Annotated in this window: 21 protein-coding genes; 8 read left to right on the top strand and 13 right to left on the bottom strand. The window is 74.0% G+C overall.

The features are described 5' to 3' along the window. Positions 1-31: 31 nt before the first annotated feature. The 4 genes from K2224_RS29555 to ligD all read right to left on the bottom strand — a co-directional run bounded on the left by K2224_RS29555 (position 32) and on the right by ligD (position 4,088). Entirely contained in the window at positions 32-244 is a 213-nt protein-coding gene (locus tag K2224_RS29555; protein ID WP_221910256.1) for a cold-shock protein, read from the bottom strand. A 281-nt stretch (positions 245-525) separates the two neighbouring features. Continuing rightward, positions 526-1,749 (bottom strand): D-alanyl-D-alanine carboxypeptidase family protein, encoded by a 1,224-nt coding sequence (locus K2224_RS29550; RefSeq protein WP_221910255.1) that lies wholly within the window; start codon positions 1,747-1,749, stop codon positions 526-528. Between the two features lie 76 nt (positions 1,750-1,825). Then, entirely contained in the window at positions 1,826-3,052 is a 1,227-nt protein-coding gene (locus tag K2224_RS29545; protein WP_221910254.1) for an MFS transporter, read from the bottom strand. Between the two features lie 139 nt (positions 3,053-3,191). Then, positions 3,192-4,088: a non-homologous end-joining DNA ligase gene (gene ligD / locus K2224_RS29540; protein WP_221910253.1), complete on the bottom strand. Its 897-nt coding sequence runs from the start codon at positions 4,086-4,088 to the stop codon at positions 3,192-3,194. Between the two features lie 82 nt (positions 4,089-4,170). On the opposite strand from ligD, the gene K2224_RS29535 reads away from it, so the two are divergent. Both K2224_RS29535 and K2224_RS29530 read left to right on the top strand, forming a co-directional pair. Further along, on the top strand, positions 4,171-5,241 hold the full coding sequence (locus tag K2224_RS29535) for a Ku protein (RefSeq protein ID WP_399020346.1): 1,071 nt from the start codon (positions 4,171-4,173) through the stop codon (positions 5,239-5,241). A gap of 59 nt (positions 5,242-5,300) precedes the next feature. Then, positions 5,301-5,714, top strand: coding sequence for an RNA-binding S4 domain-containing protein (locus tag K2224_RS29530; protein ID WP_221910251.1), 414 nt, complete (start codon positions 5,301-5,303; stop codon positions 5,712-5,714). A gap of 4 nt (positions 5,715-5,718) precedes the next feature. On the opposite strand, the gene K2224_RS29525 is transcribed toward K2224_RS29530, so the two are convergent. Next, complete coding sequence (locus K2224_RS29525; RefSeq protein ID WP_221910250.1) at positions 5,719-6,174, bottom strand: YchJ family protein; 456 nt, start codon at positions 6,172-6,174, stop codon at positions 5,719-5,721. A 193-nt stretch (positions 6,175-6,367) separates the two neighbouring features. On the opposite strand from K2224_RS29525, the gene K2224_RS29520 reads away from it, so the two are divergent. Together K2224_RS29520 and K2224_RS29515 are read left to right on the top strand one after the other, a co-directional pair. Continuing rightward, complete coding sequence (locus tag K2224_RS29520) at positions 6,368-6,562, top strand: hypothetical protein (protein ID WP_016576341.1); 195 nt, start codon at positions 6,368-6,370, stop codon at positions 6,560-6,562. 81 nt (positions 6,563-6,643) lie between these two features. Then, positions 6,644-8,290 (top strand): hypothetical protein, encoded by a 1,647-nt coding sequence (locus K2224_RS29515; protein WP_221910249.1) that lies wholly within the window; start codon positions 6,644-6,646, stop codon positions 8,288-8,290. A gap of 6 nt (positions 8,291-8,296) precedes the next feature. Here K2224_RS29515 and K2224_RS29510 read toward each other — a convergent pair whose 3' ends face one another. Next, positions 8,297-9,802, bottom strand: a complete 1,506-nt coding sequence (locus tag K2224_RS29510; RefSeq protein ID WP_221910248.1) for a PLP-dependent aminotransferase family protein — start codon at positions 9,800-9,802, stop codon at positions 8,297-8,299. Between the two features lie 194 nt (positions 9,803-9,996). Here K2224_RS29510 and K2224_RS29505 point away from each other — a divergent pair, with 194 nt between their 5' ends. The 3 genes from K2224_RS29505 to K2224_RS29495 all read left to right on the top strand — a co-directional run bounded on the left by K2224_RS29505 (position 9,997) and on the right by K2224_RS29495 (position 12,266). Then, positions 9,997-10,590: a YitT family protein gene (locus K2224_RS29505; protein WP_221912026.1), complete on the top strand. Its 594-nt coding sequence runs from the start codon at positions 9,997-9,999 to the stop codon at positions 10,588-10,590. Beyond that, the gene (locus tag K2224_RS29500) at positions 10,587-11,387 is read left to right on the top strand and encodes a glycerophosphodiester phosphodiesterase (RefSeq protein ID WP_221910247.1); all 801 of its coding nucleotides are present in this window, start codon (positions 10,587-10,589) and stop codon (positions 11,385-11,387) included. The genes K2224_RS29505 and K2224_RS29500 overlap by 4 nt, the downstream gene beginning before the upstream one ends. Positions 11,388-11,888: 501 nt before the next feature. After that, a complete protein-coding gene (locus tag K2224_RS29495; RefSeq protein WP_006601711.1) occupies positions 11,889-12,266 on the top strand; it encodes an RNA polymerase-binding protein RbpA in 378 nt (125 codons plus the stop codon). 117 nt (positions 12,267-12,383) lie between these two features. On the opposite strand, the gene fxsA is transcribed toward K2224_RS29495, so the two are convergent. The 5 genes from fxsA to K2224_RS29470 form a co-directional block, all read right to left on the bottom strand. Further along, a complete protein-coding gene (fxsA, locus tag K2224_RS29490) occupies positions 12,384-12,980 on the bottom strand; it encodes an FxsA family membrane protein (protein ID WP_221910246.1) in 597 nt (198 codons plus the stop codon). Positions 12,981-13,014: 34 nt separating this feature from the next. Further along, positions 13,015-13,770, bottom strand: coding sequence for a polyprenol monophosphomannose synthase (locus K2224_RS29485; RefSeq protein ID WP_221910245.1), 756 nt, complete (start codon positions 13,768-13,770; stop codon positions 13,015-13,017). Continuing rightward, positions 13,767-15,428 (bottom strand): apolipoprotein N-acyltransferase, encoded by a 1,662-nt coding sequence (gene lnt / locus K2224_RS29480; RefSeq protein ID WP_221910244.1) that lies wholly within the window; start codon positions 15,426-15,428, stop codon positions 13,767-13,769. The genes K2224_RS29485 and lnt overlap by 4 nt, the downstream gene beginning before the upstream one ends. 553 nt (positions 15,429-15,981) lie before the next feature. Continuing rightward, the gene (locus tag K2224_RS29475; protein WP_221910243.1) at positions 15,982-17,631 is read right to left on the bottom strand and encodes an amidohydrolase; all 1,650 of its coding nucleotides are present in this window, start codon (positions 17,629-17,631) and stop codon (positions 15,982-15,984) included. A gap of 61 nt (positions 17,632-17,692) precedes the next feature. After that, a complete protein-coding gene (locus tag K2224_RS29470) occupies positions 17,693-18,133 on the bottom strand; it encodes an Lrp/AsnC family transcriptional regulator (RefSeq protein ID WP_026248099.1) in 441 nt (146 codons plus the stop codon). Positions 18,134-18,345: 212 nt separating this feature from the next. Here K2224_RS29470 and K2224_RS29465 point away from each other — a divergent pair, with 212 nt between their 5' ends. Further along, complete coding sequence (locus tag K2224_RS29465) at positions 18,346-18,771, top strand: hypothetical protein (RefSeq protein ID WP_221910242.1); 426 nt, start codon at positions 18,346-18,348, stop codon at positions 18,769-18,771. An 18-nt stretch (positions 18,772-18,789) separates the two neighbouring features. On the opposite strand, the gene K2224_RS29460 is transcribed toward K2224_RS29465, so the two are convergent. After that, the gene (locus K2224_RS29460; RefSeq protein ID WP_221910241.1) at positions 18,790-19,920 is read right to left on the bottom strand and encodes a phosphotransferase family protein; all 1,131 of its coding nucleotides are present in this window, start codon (positions 19,918-19,920) and stop codon (positions 18,790-18,792) included. Continuing rightward, positions 19,917-21,176, bottom strand: coding sequence for a hypothetical protein (locus K2224_RS29455; protein WP_221910240.1), 1,260 nt, complete (start codon positions 21,174-21,176; stop codon positions 19,917-19,919). Before K2224_RS29455 ends, K2224_RS29460 begins: the two co-directional genes overlap by 4 nt. Positions 21,177-21,386 lie beyond the last annotated feature (210 nt).

The following is a 21,386-nucleotide window of genomic DNA, read 5'->3' as shown; positions in this document are numbered from 1 at the left end:
GCGGGCGCCGTCGGTTCCGGCGGGGCCGCGATCACGGGGTGGCCAGCACCCGGATCTTCTCCGCCTGCGGGCCCTTCTGGCCCTGGGTGACCTCGAAGGTGACCTTCTGGCCCTCCAGCAGCTCGCGGTAGCCGGTGGCGTCGATGTTCGAGTAGTGCGCGAAGACGTCGGCGCCGCCGTCGTCCTGCGCGATGAAGCCGAAGCCCTTCTCCGAGTTGAACCATTTCACCGTGCCCGAAGCCATGTTGCGTCTCCTTCGCTCTATGGGCCCGAATCGGCTCCCGCAACCCGCGGGATCCGGAGGTGATCGCCCTGGTCCGGAGACGTACCGGACACAAAGAACGCCCGTGAATGCGACACGGGCGCCCGGCACTTCGGAACCACGACAGCTGATCAGGACGCTACACCGACCGAGCCCGCCAGTCATCACAAACCATGGCAAACGCGTCATCCTTCACCGGGCAAGGCCACACCACGTCCTCCGTATCCCCGACCGATCGGACGCATGTACGACGCCCGGGCCCGTCAGGAGGCCGGTCCACCGTCCCCGGGACCGGCGGACTGCCGCCGACGCCACCAGAGCGCGGTTCCGAGCCCGGCCAGGGCGACCACCCCGACGGCGCAGAAGGACCAGACGACCGCGTCGCCGGTGCGGCCGGCCGTCCCGGCGGCCGGGGCCCGGTGCAGCTCGCCGGCCGACGGTCCGTGGGCGGCCGGCTCCGCGCCGGGGTCGCGCCCGTCGGCGGAGGGGGTCGGCAGCACGCCGACCGCCGCGGCCCGGGGCGCGGCGTCGAACCCCCAGTCCAGCAGGGCCCGGGCCTCCTCGTAGACCGCGTTCTCGGCGCCGGACTGCGGGTTCATCACGGTGACCAGCAGCGTCCGGTCGCCGCGTCGGGCGGCCGCGATCAGGGTGTTCCCGGCGTGCGAGGTGTAGCCGTTCTTCACCCCGATCAGGCCCTGGTAGGGGGCCACTCCGTGCGAGCCGACCAGCAGCCGGTTGGTGTTCTGGATGCCGGACGCGTCCGGTCCGCCCCCCTCGGGGAGGAGCGCGGTCTTCGTGGCGGCGAGGCGGGCGAAGTCCCGGTCCGCCAGCCCGGCCTGGCCGAACAGCGAGAGGTCGTAGGCGGAGGAGAACTGGCCGGGCGTGTCGAAGCCGTCGGCGGACTCCACGACGGTGTCGCGGGCGCCCATCCGGCGCGCGGTCACCTGCATGTCCTCGATGGTCTTGTGCCAGCCGCCGTTCATGGTGGCGAGGGCGTGCACGGCGTCGCTGCCGGAGCTGAGGAAGACGCCGTGCCACAGGTCGGCGACGCGGTAGGGCACGTCCTCCCTCAGACCGGCGAGCGAACTGCCGGCCTCGATTCCGGCCAGGTCGGTACCGGAGACGGTGCGCACGGCGCCCTGGGCGAACCTCGGCAGCACGGTCAGTGCGAACAGCGTCTTGAGGGTGCTGGCCGGCGGCAGCTGCCGGTGGGCGTCCTTGGCCGCGAGGATCCGGTGGCTGCCCAGGTCCGTCACGGCCCACGACAGCGCGGTGACCTGCGGCGGCTCGGGCACGCCCGGCCGGGGGAGGAACTGCACGCCGGGCTCGTCCAGCAGGTTCCGGATCGGGGCCGGGGGCGCGCCGCGCAGGTCGTCGATGCCGTTGGGGCCGTCGGCGACCGCCGGGCCGGACAGGGCCAGCAGGCTCATGGTGCAGACCGCCGCTGCGGTCAGGGCTCTGACGGAGGAGCAGGTCGCTGTCGACATGTGGCCACGCTAAGAACGCCTCGGGCCGCGCGCCGGTTGGCCTACTCCATACGGTTCCGGCCGGCGGGCCCCGCCGTCAGGACCGCGCGGCACACATGTCGCGCGGTTCGCGGTCCGGCACCGTCGCCTGCCGGGGCCGCTGCTCCTCGGGGCGGCCGCCCCCGCCCCGCCTGGCGCGGACGAGGTCCGGCAGCAGGGTGAGCAGCCCGAGCACGGCCAGCCCGGCGCCCAGCCACAGCGGCGCGCGCAGTCCGTAGGAGTCCAGGGCCAGGCCACCGAACGACGAGCCCACGATCACCCCGAGCGTGATGAAGGAGGAGTGCACCGTGTTGACCAACGGCCCGGCATTGCCGGCGCGTTGGACCCGGGTGGCCATCGCCGGGTTCATCGTCACCCCGACCAGCCCGACGCCCAGCATCATCGCGACCGCCGGGACGGGCAGCCGGGCCAGCAGCGCGAAGCCGGCGAGGAAGAGGGCGTTCAGGGCCAGCCCGGCGACCTGCACCCCGACCGGGTGCCGGTCGGCGAGCCGCCCCACGACGGTGTTGCCGACGACGGTGGCCGCGCCGTAGGCGATCAGCAGCAGCGGAACGGTGCCGGTGGCGAAGCCGGTGACGCCGGTGAGGATGGGGTTGAGGTAGCTGAAGGCGGCGAAGGTCGCCCCGATGATCAGGGTGCTGGTGGAGAACACCAGCCACAGCCGCGGCCGCCGGAGGACCGCCGCCTCCTCCCGTACGTTCCCGCCGCCGTCGGCGCGGTCGAGCCGGGGCACGCCGGCGGCGGTGGCCAGCGCGGCGAGCGCCGTGATCCCGGTGATCACCCAGAACGCGGCACGCCAGCCGAGGTGTTCGCCGACCAGCGTGGCCAGCGGCAGCCCGAGCAGGGTGCCGAGCATCAGGCCGTTCATGGCCACCGCGACGGCCCGGCCGCGGACCTCCGGGCGGACCAGGCGGACGCAGAGCGAGACGGCCGCGCCGAAGAACGCCTGGGCGGCCACCCCGGTGACGATCCGCGCGGCCATCATCACGCCGTAGTCCGGGGCCAGTGCGGCCAGCACGTTGCCGGCCAGGAAGATCCCGAACAGCACGGCCAGCGCGGTCTTCTGAGGCAACTTCAGGACGGCGACGGTGAGGAGCGGCCCGCCGACCGCCATCGCCACCGCGTAGGCGGTGATGAGATAGCCGATCCGCGGGATCCCCACATCCAGCCCCCGGGCCATCTGCGGCATCAGTCCCGCCACCACGAATTCGCTGGTCACCATGGCGAATATCCCCATCGCCAGCACATACACGGCGCGCTGCACTCCGCGGCACCACCTTTCACAACCGATCGTTCCAATATGAAGACAGGCGGAACTCCGGCGATTCCAGGGCACGTCACCCCGACCGCACACCTCTCGGCCCGCCTGCGCCCGACCCTACCCCACTTCTGAACCGAACGTTTCAAAACTCGGGCGGCGGCACCGGGCGGGCCTCCTCCGGAGCGAGCAGCGGGGCGTGCAGATCGCCGTGGTGTGCGCGGCGCCCGGCGATCTCGTCGAAGAGGAAGGTGAGTTGGGCCGGTTCGGTGCAGTCGGCGACCTCGTCCCAGGTGATGGGGGTGGAGACGGTCGGGGCGGGGCGGGCGCGCAGGGTGTAGGCGGTCGCGGTGGTCTTGGCGGCGGCGTTCTGCGAGAAGTCGATGAAGACCTTGCCGGGCCGCAGCGCCCGGGTCATCTTGTGCGTGACCAGGCCCCCGAGGGCGGCGCCGGCCTCCACGGCCAGCGTCCGGGCGTAGGCGGTGGTGCGGTCGGACGGGGTGGGCTCGACCGCGACGAGGAGGTGCAGGCCCTTGGAGCCGCTGGTCTTGGCGTAGGCGGCGAGGCCGTCGGCGGCCAGCCGGTCGCGCAGCCACAGGGCGGCCGCGCAGCACTCCACGATCGTGGCCGGCTCGCCGGGGTCCAGGTCGAAGACCAGCCGGTCGGCCACGCCCGGTGCGCCGCAGGTCCATTGCGGGGTGTGCAGTTCGACGACGAGATTGGCGGCCCAGACCAGGGAGGCGAGGTCCTGGAGGAGCACCTGGCGGGCCGGCCCCGACCTCGAATGGGGGACGGCGCAGCTCTTCACCCAGGAGGGCGTGCCGGGCGGCACGTTCTTGGTGAAGAAGCGCTGACCGTCCGGCCCGTCGGGGTAGCGGAGGAAGGACACCGGGCGGTCGTGGAGATGCGGGAGCAGGACGTCCGCGGTGGTGGTGCAGTAGTGCAGCACCTCACCCTTGGTGGTGCCGGTCTCGGGATAGAGGACCTTGTCGAGGTTGGTCAGCGAGAGGCGCCGCCCCTCCACGACGGTGATCGGCGACATACCATTGAGAATCCCACACAAGGGACGAACCATGCGATCTATCTGGAATGGGTCCATATCGTTTGGCCTGGTCACCATCCCCGTGAAGACCTACAGCGCAACCGACCGCGGCTCCTCGGTCTCCTTCGTCCGCATCCACGAGAAGGACGGCGCACCGATCCGGTACCGCAAGGTCTGCGAACTGGACGGCGAGGAGGTGCCGAACGAGGAGGTGGGCAAGGGGTATCAGCCGCCCGGCGACGACACCGTCGTGCCGATCACCGACGACGACCTGTCCCGGCTGCCGATGCCGACCGCCAAGACTCTGTCGATCCTCTCCTTCGTGGACCCCGCCGAGATCGATCCGCTCCAGTTCGACAAGGCGTACTACCTCGGCCCCAACGGGGCCGGCGCCGCCAAGCCGTACGCCCTGCTACGGGAGGCGCTGGAGCACCACGGGAAGGTCGCGATCGGCAGGGTGGCGATGCGGGGGCGGGAGACCCTGGCCATGCTGCGGGCGCACGACGGGGCGCTGGTGATGCACGCACTGCTGTGGCCGGACCAGATCCGCTCCGCCGAGGGGATCGCACCGGAGGACGTCCGGACCCGCGAGAAGGAGATGCAGCTGGCCGAGACCCTGATGGACGCCCTGGGCGAGCTGGATCCGGCCGAACTCCACGACGACTACCGCGAGGCGGTGGAGGAACTCGTCGCCGCCAAGCTGGCGGGCGGCACCCCGGCCGCCCCCGACACCTCCGCCGCCCCCGGCGCCCAGGTCATCGACCTGACGGCGGCGCTGGAGAGGAGCCTCCGGGCCGCCCGCGGCGGCACCCCGGACGAGGGCGGGGCGGGCGCGGGGGGCGGCGCGTCGGTCACCCCGCTCCGGGGCCGCGGCACGGCCCGCGGGAAGGCGGCGGCGAAGAAGACCGCGGCCGGCGGGACCGCGCACGGGAAGGGCGGCGCCACCAAGACCACCAGGACGACGGCGGGCGGCAGGTCCGCCGGCAGCAAGGCCGCCGCCGGGAAGACCGGCGGCACCAAGCCCAACGCCCGCACGGGGAGCGGTGGTTCGTCGGCCGCCGGGAAGACTGCGACCGCGCGCGGCGGGACCGGCCGGACCGCGGCCGAGAAGCAGACGGGGGCGAAGCGGACGTCGAAGCCCACCGCGTCGTAGCACCGCCCCGGGGCGGCGGTCCGAGGCCGTCCCCCGCGGCCTGGAGCTAGAGTCGCAGCATGGCTTCAGACGAGGGGACGACCACCACCCGGGTCGACAGCTGGATCTGGTCGGTGCGGCTCACCAAGACGCGCTCGATGGCCGCGTCGGCCTGCCGCGCCGGCCATGTGCGCGTCAACGGCGAGCGGGTGAAGCCCGCCCACGGTGTACGGCCCGGTGACGAGGTGCGGCTGCGGCAGGCCGGCCGGGAGCGCATCGTGGTGGTGACCCGGTTGGTGCGCAAGCGGGTGGGTGCCCCGGTCGCCGCCGAGTGCTACGTCGACAACAGCCCGCCGGCGCCGCCGCGCGAGGAGATCGCGGTGATCGCCGTGCGGGACCGCGGCGCGGGGCGGCCCACCAAGCGCGACCGCCGCGAACTGGACCAGCTGCGCAGCCGGTTCGGCACCGGCCCGACCCCCGACCGGGAGTCCTGAGCGGCTAGGGCAGCGCGTCCACGTAGACCCAGCGGCCGTCCTCGCGGGCGAAGCGGCTGTGCTCCTCCTGGCTGCCGGCGTGGCCGCGCACGGTGTAGTGCGCACGGAAGGCGACCGTGCCCTCGGTGTGGAAGGCGCTGCCGCCGGTCGCGTCGAGGATCTCCAGACGGGTCCAGCGCTGCGACGGGTCGAGTTCGAGGGCCGCGGGGCGGGTCGTGGAGTGCCAGCTGCGCAGCAGATAGGCGGTGTCGCCGACGGCGAAGGCGCTGTAGCGGGAACGCATCAGCCGCTCGGCCGTCGGCGCGTCGGCACGGCCCCGGTGGAACGGGGCGCAGCACTCGCCGTAGGTCGCTTCGCGGCCGCACGGGCAGGGCGCGTCCTCGGTGACGGCGGGCGGCGCGGGCGGCTGCTGCCGGGTCCGCTGCCGCGGGGACTTCGACGGCTTTCGGGGCTTTGACACGCCTCGATTGTGCCGGGCCGGGTGGGACGGGTCCGCGGCGGGCCGGGTGCGGACCCGTCAGGCCGCCCCACATCTGGACCGTTTGAGGGATTTCCACGATAAATACGCCATTTGCGGCTTTTCTTGGCTTGATACCGACCGTGAGACTGGAAGAACTCACGGTGACCGTCCCCACACCCAGGAGAGAACCCCCATGATTCTGTCCATTTCCGGCGTCGTTCTGCTCGGTGTCATCGTCTTCCTCTTCTTCCGCAAGGACGGCCTGAAGTTGTCCCACGCCCTGATCTGCGCCCTCTTCGGGTTCTACCTCGCGGGCTCGGCCATCGCGCCCAGCATCAAGGCCGGCGGGGCGAGCCTGGCCAGCCTCCTCGGCGGGATCAAGCTCTAGGTCGGGTGCGAAGGGTCCGGCGGGCCGCCCCTCCCGCCGGACGTGCGGCCCGCCGTCCCGACGAGCACCAGGAGAGAAGCTGTGGCCCGGCGTCCCCTGCCCCGCATCCTCACCGGCAGCGCCCCGGTCGCCCGCGGCCGCGAACTGGCGCGGAGCGCCGCCGACGGCGCGAGCGATGTGCTGCAACCGTTGATCACCGTCAGCCGGGGCCTGCGCCGGCTGACGGCGGCCGGGCGCGGGCGCTGGGCCGCGACCCCCAAGGAGCAGCGGGGGACGCTGTGCTTCCTGGTCGGCGGCGTGGTGGTGGGGGTGGCGTTGGTGCCGTACGGGCCGCTGCTCGCGCTGGTCGCGGTGGCGGCGGTGGCTGCCTGGGTGGGCCGGGCCCCGGAGCCGGAGGCGGAGGCGGAGACGGAGCCCGGTCCGAGCGAGGCGGAGACCGGGCGGCTGCAGGCGCTCTACGAGGCGCTGGTGCCCGGCTTCTCCTTCGAGGACGACCCCGGCCTCCTGTATGCCCATGACGGTGACTGGCAGGAGGCGTTCACCGAGTACGCCTTCGACGAGGACGGCCGGCCGGCGCGGCTGTGCCTGAAGTACCCGGCGTACTTCCCCGACGGCGAGGCCGACGCCCGGGCCCGCGTCGAGCAGCTGCTGCACGCCAAGTCCGGGCGCGGCCGGGAGTACCGCTTCGACTGGCACGAGGAGACCAACCAGCTGGTGATGACGGCGCTCGGGCCGCTGCCGGCGGACATCGCGGCGCAGCGCTTCGTGGTCTCCCCGGGCGAGACGGTGCTCGGCTTCACCGATCCGGAGTCCGTGCAGCGGACGCTGCCGGTGAGGTGCGGGGAGGAGGAGCGGGACGTGCCGCCGGTGGTGTGGCGCACCGGCCGGCGGTCCGCCGAACCGCATCTGCTGGCGCTGAGCCAGCCCGGCGCGGGCGGGACGACGCTGCTCCGCTCGATCGCGCTCCAGGCGTTGCAGGACGGCGACGTGGTGGTGATCGACGGCGGCGGCACCGGCGAGTTCGGGTCCCTGGCCGGGCGGCACGGGGTGCTGGCGGTGGAGAGCGGGCTGGCCGGGGCGCTGGCGGCACTGGAGTGGGCGGCGCACGAGACCGAACGGCGGCTGGTCGTCGCCAACCGGGCGCAGCAGGCCGGGCGGCCCACGCCGGCGAGCACCCGGCGGCCGCTGTGGATCATCGCGGACAAGCTGACGGCGCTGTCCCATCTGGCGGCGGTGGAGGGCCGGGGCGACCCCCAGCGGCTGCTCCAGGTGCCGCTGCGGCACGGCCGGGCGGCGCAGGTGACAGTGGCGGCGGCCGACCAGTTCGAGACCGCCGAGCTGCTGGGCGACCCGGTGCGGACGCACACCAAGGCGCGGGTGGTGCTCGGTCCGGCGACCGCCGAGGAGGTGCGGGCGGTGCTGGGCGCCCCGCCGAGCACCACGCCGCTCCCCCACCTGCCGCCGGGCCGCGGCTACGCCCGGCTCGGCGGCGGCCCGGTGCTCCGCCTCCAGGTGCCGGCCACCCCCGACCCGTTCGACGAGGCCGGCTGCGAGGCCCACCGGCAGGCCGTCCTGGAGCTGCTGCCGAAGCACAGCGGCCTGCCCGCGGAGGGTGCTCTGCCGGCGCACGACGAGCTGCCGGCGGACGACGCGGAGCCGGCCGACGACGCGGTCCGGCCGGTGTCCTTCGACAAGCACACCGACGCGGCACCGGTGACCGGCGACTGACCCCGCTCAGGCGACGAGCGCCTGCGGCGGCTCCGACTCCACCGGCGCCCCGGTCGCCACCAGCCGGGCCGCCCTGGCCAGCCGGACCGCGGCCTCCTCGGCGACCGCGCCGCTGACCGTGAACGGCAGCCGGACGAAGCCCTCGAAGGCGCCGTCGACGCCGAACCGCGGCCCGGAGGGGACCCGCACCCCGAGCCGCTCCCCCGCCTCGGCGATCCGCGAACCGGACAGCCCGCCGGTACGGGCCCAGAGGGTCAGGCCGCCGCGCGGCACGCTGAACTCCCAGTCGGGCAGGTGCCGGTGGAGCGCCTCGACGATCGCGTCGCGGTTCTCCCGGGCCTGCTGCCGGCGGATCCCGACGGCCTCCTCCCAGCCGCCGCTCTCCAAGAGGGAGGCGATGGCGAGCTGTTCGAGGACGGGCGAGCCGAGGTCGGAGTAGGCGCGGGCGGCGACCAGGCTGCGGATGAGGTCGGGCGCGGCCCGCACCCAGCCGATCCGCATCCCGGCCCAGAACGCCTTGCTGGCCGAGCCGACGGTGATCACCGCGCTGCCGGCCGGGTCGAACGCACAGACCGGGCGGGGCGGTTCGGCCTCCGGGTCGAGCACGATCTCGGTCATGGTCTCGTCGACGACGAGCAGGGTGCCGGCCGAGCGCGCGGCGTCCACCAGGCGGCGGCGCTGGTCCTCGGTGGCGAGGGAGCCGGTGGGGTTGTGGAAGTCGGCGACGACATAGGCCATCCGGGGCGCGGCGTCCCGCATCACCTGGCGCCAGACCGGGATGTCCCAGCCCGCCAGCCGCTCGCCGAGGGCCACCGGGACGAGCCGGGCCCCGGCGTCGCGCATCAGCTGGAGGATGTTGGCGTAGGAGGGCGAGTCGACGGCCACCCGTTCGCCGGGTCCGGTGCACAGGCGGCAGATCGCGGCGACGGCGCCCATCGCGCCGGTGGTGACCATGATCTGCTCGGGCATGGTGGGGATGCCGCGGGCGGTGTAGCGGTCGGCGAGGGCCTGCCGCAGCACGGGCAGGCCGGCCGGGTAGTCGCCGTGGGTGTGGGCGTAGAGCGGCAGGTCGGCCATGGCGCCCTGGACGGCCCGGGTGAGCCAGGGCTCGGGGGCCGGCAGGGCGGCACAGCCGAGGTCGATCATCGACCCCGCGGCCTCCGGCGGGAGCGGTTCCAGGCCGCGGGTGGGCAGCGGACTGCCCGCCGGGACGGCGGTCCAACTGCCCGAGCCGCGCCGGGACTCCAGGAAGCCCTCGGCGCGCAGCGCCTCGTAGGCGGCGGCGACGGTGGTGCGGCTGACGCCGAACGCGGCGGCCAGTTCGCGCTCGGCGGGGAGCCGGGCGGCGACCGGCACCCGGCCTTCGAGGACGAGCCGGCGGACGCCGTCGGCCAGGCTGCGATAGGCGGGCAACTTCCGCCCGTTCGCGGTGAGTTCGGCGGCCCGCGGGTCCTGCGACCGGAGCAGCCGGGCGAGTTGCGGCGCCCCTACCGCGGAAGTCCACTGCGCCATGAAGATCAGTCCACCTTCCTCGAATTGGCTCTACTTGCCGAGCCCGTGCATGCCACATGGTGGCATGCACCAGTCCAATCCTGCCATGAGGGGGAAACGTCGTGTCCATCACCCAGGGGTCCGGCCCCGGGCGGCCGCATCTGCCGCGCCGACTCGTACAGCTCTATACGGGGCTGGTGCTCTACGGCGTGAGCATGGGCCTGATGGTCCGCGCCGGGCTGGGCCTGGAGCCGTGGAGCGTGCTCAACCAGGGCATAGCCCGCCATACGGGGCTGACGATCGGGACCGTCACCATCGTCGCCGGCGCGCTGATCCTGCTGCTGTGGATCCCGCTGCGGCAGCGCCCCGGCCTGGGCACGATCTCGAACGTGGTGATCCTCGGGCTCGTCATGGACGCGACGCTGGACCTCGTCCCCCCGGTGGGGCCGCTGGCCGTCCGCATCCCGCTGCTGGCCGCCGCGATCCTCCTCAACGGCGCCGCGACCGGCCTCTACATCACGGCGCGCTTCGGCCCGGGGCCGCGCGACGGCCTGATGACCGGCCTGCACGTCCGCACCGGCCGCCCGATCCGGCTGGTGCGGACCTGCATCGAGGTGACCGTGCTGGCCGTGGGCTTCGCGCTCGGCGGCTCGTTCGGGGTGGGCACCGTGGCCTACGCCCTGGCCATCGGGCCGCTGGCGCAGTTCTTCCTGCGCCGGTTCGCAATCAAGGGGCTGCCCGAGCGGCCGTCCACCGTGGTGGCCCGCTCCCCCGAGCCGTCACCGGAGCGCGCGATACTGCCGGAGTGACCCCTGCGATACCCCTGCGCCATCCCTATCTCGACCACCCCGGCCCGCTGCCCTTCGCCCACCGCGGCGGGGCCGCGGACGGCCTGGAGAACACCGCCGCCGCCTTCCGCCGTGCGGTGGACCTCGGCTACCGCTATCTGGAGACCGACGTCCATGCCACCTCGGACGGCGCCCTGGTCGCGTTCCACGACGCGACGCTGGACCGCGTCACGGATTCCGGCGGCGCCATCGCGGACCTCCCCTGGCGGGCGGTCCGCCGGGCCCGGGTCGCCGGCCGGGAGCCGTTGCCGCTGTTCGAGGAGCTGCTGGAGGAGTTCCCCGACGCACGGTGGAACGTCGACCTGAAGGCCGAGGGTGCGCTGGAGCCGCTGCTGGCCCTGCTGCGCCGCACCGGCGCCTGGGACCGGGTGTGCGTCGGCTCGTTCTCCGAGGCGCGGGTGGCCCGGGCGCAGCGGCTGGCCGGCGGCCGGATGGCCAGCTCGCTGGGCATCCGCGGGGTGGCCGGGCTGCGGCTGCGCTCCTACGGGCGCGGGGCGCTGCCGCTGGACCGGCTCCTGGGTGCGGCGGTGCGGCGCAGCGCGGTCTGCGTCCAGGTCCCCGAGCGGCAGTCCGGGATCCGCGTCGTCGATCCCCTCTTCCTGCGCGCCGCGCACACGCTGGGCCTACAGGTCCACGTCTGGACGATCAACGACGCCGACCGGATGCGGGCCCTGCTGGACCTGGGCGTCGACGGCATCATGACCGACCGCGTCGAAACACTGCGCACGGTACTGACCGACCGGGGCTGCTGGGCCTAGGGCGGATCCGCGGCCGGCTCATCGGGCCCCGGCACCGATTTCACCGGGCAGCGTCACCGATCTCGCGGCTTCGCGCCGATCCCACGGGGCGCGGGGGCGGAGTACCTTTCCGCGCAGGAGACGAGCGACGGGGCGAGCCGGCCGGGGCCGCCGGTGTGCGGGATCGCGTACCGGCCGACCGGGAGATGCCGAAGGCGGGCGCGGCGGGCGGCAATCCGGAACCTGACCGGATTTAGCCCTTCAGGGTGCGGGGCGGTAGTGTACGCCTTTGACTCACCAGGCGGACCGTTACTGCGCGCTCAACTCCTTGAGGCGCTGGGTGACATCTGCTGCCAGATGTGACAAACCGGGCGTTGGTGGGTACAACAAGGGGCGGCACGACGGGCGACGCAGGCGACGCATGTCCCGATGACGGGAATCTTCACCGCCGACCGGACGTTGACCGGATGACGACGACAGCGACACCTGTCCTGTGGGCGACAAGCCCGGGAGGCACGATTCATGAGTGAGCGAGCTCTCCGCGGCACGCGCCTCGTGGTGACCAGCTACGAGACCGACCGCGGCATCGACCTGGCCCCGCGCCAGGCGGTGGAGTACGCATGCCAGAACGGACATCGATTCGAGATGCCGTTCTCGGTTGAGGCCGAGATTCCGCCGGAGTGGGAGTGCAAGGTGTGCGGCGCACCCTCGCTCCTGGTGGATGGGGATGGTCCTGAGGAGAAGAAGGGCAAGCCCGCGCGTACGCACTGGGACATGCTCATGGAGCGGCGGACCCGCGAGGAGCTCGAGGAGGTGCTGGCCGAGCGGCTGGCAGTCCTGCGCTCCGGCACCATGAACATCGCCGTGCATCCGCGCGACACCAACCGCAAGTCCGCCTGACGAGGCGGATCGAGCACAGCGGCACACAAGGGCCGGTGCCACCGTACCCACGGTGGCACCGGCCCTTGCCGTGTCCGCGCGGTGCCCGCGCGGACGTGGTCAACGGGGCGGCCGCGTTCAGCGGGTGAGCGGCGGGTCCTGGCGTCGGGTGGCCGGCGGGTCGTCGGGGTGGATCACCTCGCCCTGGACGACCTTGCCGTCCGGGCGGTGCCCGCGGCGCCAGCCGCTCATGTCACCGCGCGCCTGCTGGTAGACGTCGCCGAAGGAACCGGCGCCGAAGCCGCCCGGCCGGGTCAGCAGCCGGTCGGCGCGGCGCAGGATCAGCCGGCCGGTCGGCGGGAAGAGGCAGAGCAGCCCGAGCACGTCCGACAGCAGGCCGGGCACCATCAGCAGCAGCCCGCCGATCATCGGCAGGGTGTTGCCGGTGCCGGCGGAGCCGTTCTCACGGGGCGCCCCGGGGGCGCCGCCGGTCTGCAGGGCGCCGGTGAGGTTGCGCCAGGCACGGCGGCCGGCCCGCTTGATCACCGCGCCGCCGGCGAGCACCCCCGCGAGCAGCAGCAGAAAAACCGTCAGGCCGTTGGTGGCGCCGCCGACCAGCGTCAGCAGCCAGATCTCCAGCACCATCCAGGCGGCGACGCCCAACGGCGCGAACCGGCGGACGCGCGAACGGGGTGGGCGGGGACCGGGCGGTGGCGGCGTGGCTCCGAACGTCATGCCACCAGTGTGCCTGGCCCGTTCCGAACCGGGGTCAGCGACCGCGGATCCTGCTCACCTTGGAACCGATGCCCCAGGCGGTGATCCGCCAGAGCGCCTCCACGACGATGTCGCGGCTCATCTTGCTGTCGCCCAGCTCCCGTTCGACGAAGGTGATGGGCACCTCGACGACGTGGAAGCCGGACTGGACCGCGCGCCGGGCCAGATCGACCTGGAAGCAGTAGCCCTGGGAGGCCACCTCGTCCAGACCCAGGCCCTGCAGCGTCTCCACCCGGAAGGCCCGGAAGCCGCCGGTGACGTCGCGGATCGGGACGTCCAGCATCAGCCGGGAGTAGGTGCTGCCGCCCCGGGAGAGGATCTCGCGGTGCTTGGGCCAGTTGACCACCCGGCCGCCGGGCACCCAGCGCGAGCCGAGCACCAGGTCGGCACCCTTGAGGGCGGTGAGCAGCCGGGGCAGCTCCTCGGGCTGGTGGGAGCCGTCGGCGTCCATCTCCACCAGCACGCCGTGACCCTGCTCGATGCCCCAGCGGAAGCCCGCGAGGTAGGCGGCGCCCAGTCCTTCCTTGCCCTTGCGGTGCAGGACGTGGACCTTGTCGTCCTCGGCGGCCAGTACGTCGGCGAGTTTGCCGGTGCCGTCCGGACTGTTGTCGTCCGCGATCAGGACGTGTGCCTCGGGGACGGCGGACCGCACCCGCGAGACGATCGGCTTGATGTTCTCCGCCTCGTTGTACGTCGGAATGATCACCAACGTGGTGCCGAGCGGACCGTACTGCCGCTGACCGTCTGTCACTGCTGTCCCTTCTCGTCCTTCGTACGCCCGCGCCGGCCGGCGATGACGGCGGCCCCGCAGGACAGGAGGCCCACGATAGCGAGGAGCCACTCGGGAGCCGCGCCAACGCGGTCGGCGAGCGTCGTTTCGTCGCGCAGTGGGATGCGCGCCGAGACCACACCCTGGGTGAATTCGGGAATCTGGTGCGTAACGGTCCCGTCGGGGGCGACCACCGCACTGATCCCGCTGGTGGCCGCGGTGACCACGGCCCGGCCGTGCTCGACGGCCCGCAACTTGGACATCGCCAGCTGCTGCTCGGGCTGGCCGGTGCGCCCGTAGGTGGCGTTGTTGGTCTGGATGACGAGGGCCCGGGCGCCCGCGCGGACGGTGTCGTGGACGATCTCGTCGTAGGCGACCTCGAAGCAGATGACGTCGCCGAGCTCGGCCGGGCCGACCTTCAGCAGGCCGGTGTGGTCGCCGGGGTAGAAGTCGCGGGGCACCCGCTGGAACCGCGTGATGATCTTGCTGAGCTGTTCCCGGAACGGCACGTACTCGCCGAACGGCACCGGGTGCTGCTTGGTGTACGAGGCCCCCGGGCCGGTCTTCGGATCCCAGACGATGCCCTCGTTGAAGACGTAGCCCGGCTTCGTCGGATGGTCGACCAGCGCGCCGACCAGGACGGGCACGCCGATCGCCTGCACCGCCTCCTCGATCCGGTCGTACGCCTGCGGGTACTGGAAGGGGTCCAGGTCGGAGGAGTTCTCCGGCCAGATGACCAGGTCCGGCTTGGGCACCCGGTGGTGGCGGACGTCGTCGGCGAGCTTCTCGGTGGCCCTGGCGTGGTTGTCCAGGATCTTCATCGGGCGGCCCAGGAAGTCCATGCCGGGCTGCTGGACGTTGCCCTGCACCACGGCGATCCGGACCGTGTCGTCGGCCTTGGTGGGGACCGGGACGGCCAGGCCGGCCAGGGTGACCGCGGCAGCCAGTCCGAACGCCTCCAGCGTCCGGACCAGGGCGCGCGGGCCGCCGCCCCGGCGCATCCCCCACAGGCCGACCGCGCAGCCGGCCAGCAGCGCACCGGCCAGCGCGACCGCGAAGGTGACCAGCGGGGCACCGCCGAGCGCGGCGAGCGGGGTGAACGGCGAGCCGGTGTTGGCGAACGCCAGCCGCCCCCAGGGGAAGCCGCCGAACGGCAGCCGGTCCCGGGCCCATTCCTGGGCGACCCACAGGCACGCGGCCCACAGCGGCCAGCCGGGCAGCCGGGAGGTGAGCGCCAGCCCCGCGCCCAGCAGCACCACGAAGAGCGCCTCGGCGACGGACAGCCCCACCACCGCGTCCCAGCCGACCACGTGCAGCCACTTGAGCAGGACGAGGAAGAACGGCAGCCCGAACGCGAAGCCGGTCCAGGCGCCCTGGCGGGCCCGCCGGCCACGGGTCAGCAGCGACAGCGCGGCCACCGCGACCAGGGACAGCGGCCACAGGCCGTACGGCGGGAAGGCCAGGCCCAGCGCGATGCCGGCGACGGCCGCCAGGGCGGTGCGAGGCGCCTCTCGGCGGGCCAGGGCGGCCAGCCGGCGGGCGCGGCCGGGGCGGCGGTCGCCGTTCGTCGCGGACGGCACCGGGCCGTCGGGCGCGGTGCCGCGCGCGGCTGCGGCGGTGGTGTCGGAACCCGATGACACGGTCGCGGGCCTTCCTGCAGGTCGTCCGGTAGTCAGCTGACCGTACATGGGAGGGCCGCAGGTGCGGGGGCGGGGTGCGGGACCGTGCACGGACCGCTACGGAGAGCGGACGAGGAGCAGGCGGGGCGAAGCGGCGCGGTGCCGGAGCGTCGGGGTTCGCAAGGTGCGGATCAGGGCCCGGCGCCCTTCGGGCCGGCCTGGGGCCCGCTGGCTGCGGGTCGACCGAGAGCCGTTGTCTACTGAGCGCCGGGCCCCACCCGGGTCGCACCTGCCGACCGACCTCGCCATCGCCCTGGCGCTGGACCTGGCTCCCAGTGGCGGTGTGCCGGATGGCTCGCCGCCCCATGGCCCAGCTGCGTTCGACGGCTGCGCGGAGGTCTCCCGGTCGGACGTCCTGTGGTGGACTCGGCCGAACCTACCGGCCGACCGGCGCCTGCTGTCAACAGTCGCTCCGCCTGCGTCGTTTTCGCGTCGTCCCAGGTCAGTGCCGAGCCTTCCCAGGTGGGGCAGGGAGGTTCGGGCACCGTGCCCGGCACCACCGGCACCCGCGATGTCACTCGATCGGCCGGTCGAAAACCGTCCGGCCGCCGACGACCGTGCGCAGGCACTGCGGGAGGCCGTTGCCGGGGGTGAGATCGGGCAGGCCGGGGGTGCCGGAGCGGGGGTCGGTGGACCAGCGCTCGACGCGCTCGTCGGGTGCCTGGACGATCAGGTCCCCGGTCCGCCAGACCGCGTAGTCGGCGGGGGCGCCGGGCGCCAGGACGCCGGCGTCGTCGCGGCCGATCGCGCGCCAGCCGCCGCGGGTGTGGGCGGTGAACGCGGCGCGGGCGGAGATGCCGTGGGCGCGGGTGCGGTGGAAGACGGCGGCGCGCACGGTGCCCCAGGGGTCGAGCGGGGTGACCGGGCTGTCGGAGCCGAGGGCGAGCGGGACGCCGGCCCTGAGCAGGGCGGCGTAGGGGTTGAGGCCGGCGGCCCGGTCGGTGCCGAGGCGGGCGGCGTACATGCCGTCCGGGCCGCCCCAGGCCGCGTCGAAGGCGGGCTGCACGGAGGCGGTCAGGGCCAGGTCGGCGAAGGCGGCGACGGTGGCGTCGGTGAGCATCTCGGCGTGCTCGACGCGGTGCCGGGCGGCGCGGACGCGGGCCGTGCCGACCCGCTCGGCGGCGGCCCGGACGCCCTCGGTGACCGCGGTCAGGGCGGCGTCGCCGATGGCGTGGAAACCGGCCTGGATGCCGGCCTCGGTGCAGGCGGCGACATGGGCGGCGACGGCGTCGGCGTCGAGGTGGGCGGTGCCGGTGTGGGCGGCGTCGGCATAGGGGGCGTGCAGGTGGGCGGTGTGCGAGCCGAGGGAGCCGTCGGCGAAGAGGTCGCCGGCGGCGCCGTGGGCGCCGAGCTCGCGGATCCGGTCGGCTTCCTTTGCGGATGCGATGAGTTCGGCCCAGTAGCCGACGACCCGGGGGCCGGTGCCCTCGGCGGCCCGGGCGAGCAGCGCGGTGAAGTCGTCCTCGCTGGAGATCTCCGGGCCTGCGCACTCGTGGACGGTGCCGATGCCGAGCGCGGCCGCCCGGGCCAGCGCGGCGGCCTGGGCATCGGCGCGCTGGGCGGGGCCGACGGTGGCGTACGCGGCGGCCCGTACGGCGTGGTGGGCGTCGCCGGTCAGGGGGGCGTCGGGGTGGAACCCGGACCGGTCGCGGATGCCCGGGACCAGGTCGAGCAGGGCGGTGGTGACGACCGCGGAGTGCACGTCGACACGGGTGAGGTAGAGGGGACGGCCGCCGGCGGCGGCGTCCAGTTCGGCGCGGGACGGCGGGCGGCCTTCGGGCCAGGCGCTGGCGTCCCAGCCGTGGCCGAGCAGGACGGCCCCGGCGGGGCGGCCGGCGGCGTGGCTGCGGATCCGGGCGAGCGCGTCGGCGAGGGTGGCGGCGCCGGCGAGGTCCAGGCCCGTGAGTGCGAGCCCCGTGGCCGTGGTGTGCACATGTGCGTCCGTGAACGCCGGGGTGACCAGTGCGCCGTCGAGGTGGACGATCTCGTCGACGCCGTCGGCGAAGGAGTCGGCGGCCCCCTCCTCCCCGACCCAGGCGATCCGGTCGCCCTCGACGACCATCGCGGTGGCGAAGGGGTCGGCGGGGCTGTGCACCTCACCGCCCCGCAGAAGGACGGTGCGGGAGGGGTGCTGTTCGGAACTGCCCGGGTTGCGCTCGCTCATACCGGACAGTTTCGCCCCTGCCCGGGGGCGCCCGACCCCCGGGGGTCGCTTCCCGGCCGGGTCAGATGCGCGGCGGGCGGGCCTCGTAGGGGGTGGAGAGGACCACCGTCGTGCGGGTGGAGACGCCGGCCAGGCTGCGGATGCGGGTGAGCAGGTGCTCCAGCTCCAGCGGGGTGGCGACCCGGACCTTGAGGATGTAGTTCTCGTCGCCGGCGACGCTGTGGCACGCCTCCAGCTCGGGGACCTCGGCGAGCCGGTCGGCGATGTCGTCCGGGGCGCTGGGGTCGAAGGGTTTGACCGAGATGAAGGCGGTCAACGGCAGGCCCACCGCCTCGGGGTCGACGATGGCGGCATAGCCGCGGATGACGCCGCGCTGCTCCAGGCGGCGCACCCGTTGGTGCACCGCCGAGGTGGACAGGCCGGTGGCCTTGCCCAGGTCGGTGTAGCTCATCCGCCCGTCCTTGACGAGCAGATCCACGATTTGTCGGTCCAACTCCTCCACCCGTTCAACCTACTGTGCGCGGGCGCGTGCGCGCAGCGCGCGGCATACCGCGAGCACCCGAGCACCGCCCCGTGTGAGGAACGCCACACCGGTGGCGCAGGCTCCGCAAGGCGCCGGCGATTATGCGCCCGGCATGAAGGGCATTGCTGGTGTTGGCCGAGACCGCCGGTCACACGAACGAAGCAGCGGTCCGAGTGGCCCACCCGAGGGGGATGGACATCATGCGACGCCTCAAGCAGGACTCCGCCGCGGCCGACGTCGGCGCCCAGGAGGGCGACAGTTCCGGTTTCCCGGTCGAGGATTGTGCGGACGATCCCTTCGACACCTACGAGATCTACCGTGTGACCTGCCCGGACTGCGGGCAGCCGATCGCGCTGCTGGCGGACGAGGACACCCTGCCGGAGCACGCGCTGTGCCCCTCGTCCTGGGACCCGTTCGCGCTGACGGTGTGCCAGGGCTCCGGCCGGCCGGCGGCGGACGCGGCGGACACCGACGACATGAGGGACGCTCACGAGCAGGACGCGGCCGTCCTGCTGACGCTGCCCGAGGGGCTGGACTGGCGCCGCCAGCCGTTCTCGCACCCCTGTGGGCCGGGTGAGCGGTCGGCCCGGGTGCCGCGCTCGCGCCGCCGGGTCTGACGTCCGCCGGCCGGCCGCTCACCAGTAGCGGCCGGCGAGCATCGCCTCCAGGGTGTCCCGGTGCAGGATCAGCCCGTCGGGGTCGTCCGGCACCGGCACCTCGCCGAAGTGCACCTGGCGGTAGGCCACTCTGAGCATCACGACGGCGTGCCGCAGGGCCGCGTAGAGGGTGTGGAACTCCATGGCGCGCGGCCGGTGCCCGGTCAGTGCGGCGTAGCGGCTCTCGACGCGGTCGCGGTGCAGCAGGTCGGGCAGGCCGCGCCGGCCGCTGCTCTCCGTGAGGTCCTGGAAGAAGCGGTGGAGGTAGATCATCCAGCCCAGGTCCAGTTCACGGGGGCCGGGGGCGGCCATCTCCCAGTCGAGGATCGCGGCCGGCTCGAAGCCGTCGTAGACGATGTTGCCGATCCGGGCGTCGCCCCAGCTCAGTACGGTGCCTTCGGCGTGCTGGGGCCAGTGGTCGGCGAGCCAGGCGAAGCCGCGCTCGATGAGCGGGGAGCGCGGGAGGCCGTCGACGACCCAGGTGTAGTAGGCGTGTTGGGCGTCGACGTGGCGCCGCAGCGGGCTGCCGGATCCGGGGAGCGCCAGGAACTCCGCCGCCTCCGCCGGGAGTTGGTCGTGCAGGCGGGCGAGGACGGCGACGCTCGCGGCCTCCAGCCGGTCGCGTTCGGCGTCGGTGGCGTCGTGCAGCCAGTTCCCCTCGTAGGTGTAGGGCATGACGTCGGGCGGTACGCGGCCGGCGGCGCGGGCCATGACGAAGAACGGCGCGCCGAGGTGCGCGGGGTCCTCCTCCAGCCAGAGGGTCCGGGGCACCGGCAGGTCGGTGCGGTCGGCGACCAGGCGCATGGTGCGGTACTGCCGGGGCATGTCGTAGCGCGGGAAGATGGTGTACGCGGCGGGGTCCGCGGCGAGCCGGAGGGCGCAGGAGGCGGGGACCTCTCCCTGCTCGGGCGCGGTCGGGGGCCCGGCGGGAACGGGCCCCGTGCGGTCGAGGTCGAAGAGCAGGGTCTCGCTGGACATGCCGTTGGAGGCGGGCACCGTGACCCCGGTGACGCGGGCGCCCGGGAGCCGGGGGGCGAGCCAGGCGGTGAGCCGCCGGGTGAGGTCCTCCGGGTCGCGGGTGGTGGTGCGGGGGCGGGGCGCGGTGGTCATCGGGCCGCCTGCCCGGGGCGCCGGGCGCGGTCGGGCGCCACGGAGTCGTAGCCGGTGAAGCCGCTGGGGTCGTGGCGGCCGAAGCTGCCGTGCTCGAAGATGCCGTATCCGGTGCGGCCGTCGAGGGTGAAGCGGGCGGCATGGTCGGTGACGCCGTAGGCGGTGTGGGGGTGGGCGGCCGGATCGGACAGATCGTAGACGCGACGGTCGATCCAACCGCGGCCCCGCCAGGTGCCGTGCTGCCAGTCGTCGGCATGGGGGTCCCCCCTGCTCGAACGGAGTTGAGAGCTCGGGGGAGGGTAGCCGGCGCCGAGGGCGAGCGGCGAGGAGGTGAGGATCTCGGCGGTGAGATCGAGGGGCTTGCGGGCGGGGTCGGTGAGGTGGAGGACGGCGCGTTCGGGGTGGCGGGTGCCGGGGCGGTAGCTGATGTCGGCGTACGGCCAGCCGAGTTGGCGGTCGGGGGCGCCGTCGCGGACGAGCAGCGCCTCGTTGAGGGTGCGGTGGCCGTCGGCGTCCTCCTGCATGATGACCATGACGAACCGGTCGTCGAAACGGACCGGGCACCAGATCCAGTGGAACCCCTCGGTCGGCGTCTCGGCGGCGGCCCGGCCACCGTCCTCGCCGGGTATCGGGCGCACGCCCCAGCTGCGGTCCCGGGTACCGGTCCACTCCCCCGCGGTGACGGTGAGCCGCTCGCCGGCCGCCCGGATCGTGCCGGTGCAGGTGCCGGCCTGGACGAAGCGGCGGCCCTCCAGGATCAGCCGGCCACCGCGGTGCTGGGTGTGGTGCGGCTCCCAGACGGCGGGGAAGGACGCGGTCCAGGTCAGGTCGAAGGAGAGGCCGTCGGCGGTGGGGGCACCTCCCGGCTCTGGGGGCACCTCCCGGCCGAAGGCCGGGGCGGAAGCCGGGAGCGCGGCGGAAGGTTCGGGGTCGCAGGTGAGCCGGAGGCGGTGCAGCGGTTCCTCGACGGTGATGGTGAGCGGGCCGACGGTCAGCGCCATGCGGTCGTCGGTGAGGGCGTCGGAGGCCCGGACGGCGTGCAGCCGGTCGCCGAGGCGGAGGGTGGCGTAGGCGTCGATGACGCCGGTGTTGGGGTAGACGCCGAGGCCGGCGATGAGCAGGGCGCGGCCGCTGTGGTCCAGGACGTGGAAGATGCAGCGGTCGTAGGCGTTGCGGTCGCTGGTGGCCACCTGCCGCATGGAGAGCGGGGCCTGGTGGATCGGGTATTCGTCGAGCGCGATCGGACGGTCGGTCACGGGCCCTCCTGGGCGCGGTCGGACGGCGGAACCCCGGGAAACGGGAAATTGACGGTACGTCAGATCGCGTCGGGCGGCCACAGTCCGGCCGCACTCCGGGCATCGCGGGACCACGATCCGGCGGTGTCCGCCGTCGTCGCCCGTCGTCGGTACCGCCGCGCCCGTCCGACGCGGCATGACGGACGCCCGGCCGACCGGCACCACTGGGCC

Source organism: Streptomyces sp. BHT-5-2, from assembly GCF_019774615.1.
Classification (GTDB): Bacteria; Actinomycetota; Actinomycetes; order Streptomycetales; family Streptomycetaceae; genus Streptomyces.
The sequence above is the reverse complement of the archived record's forward strand: the minus strand, read 5'-3'. Positions and strand labels throughout refer to the sequence as shown.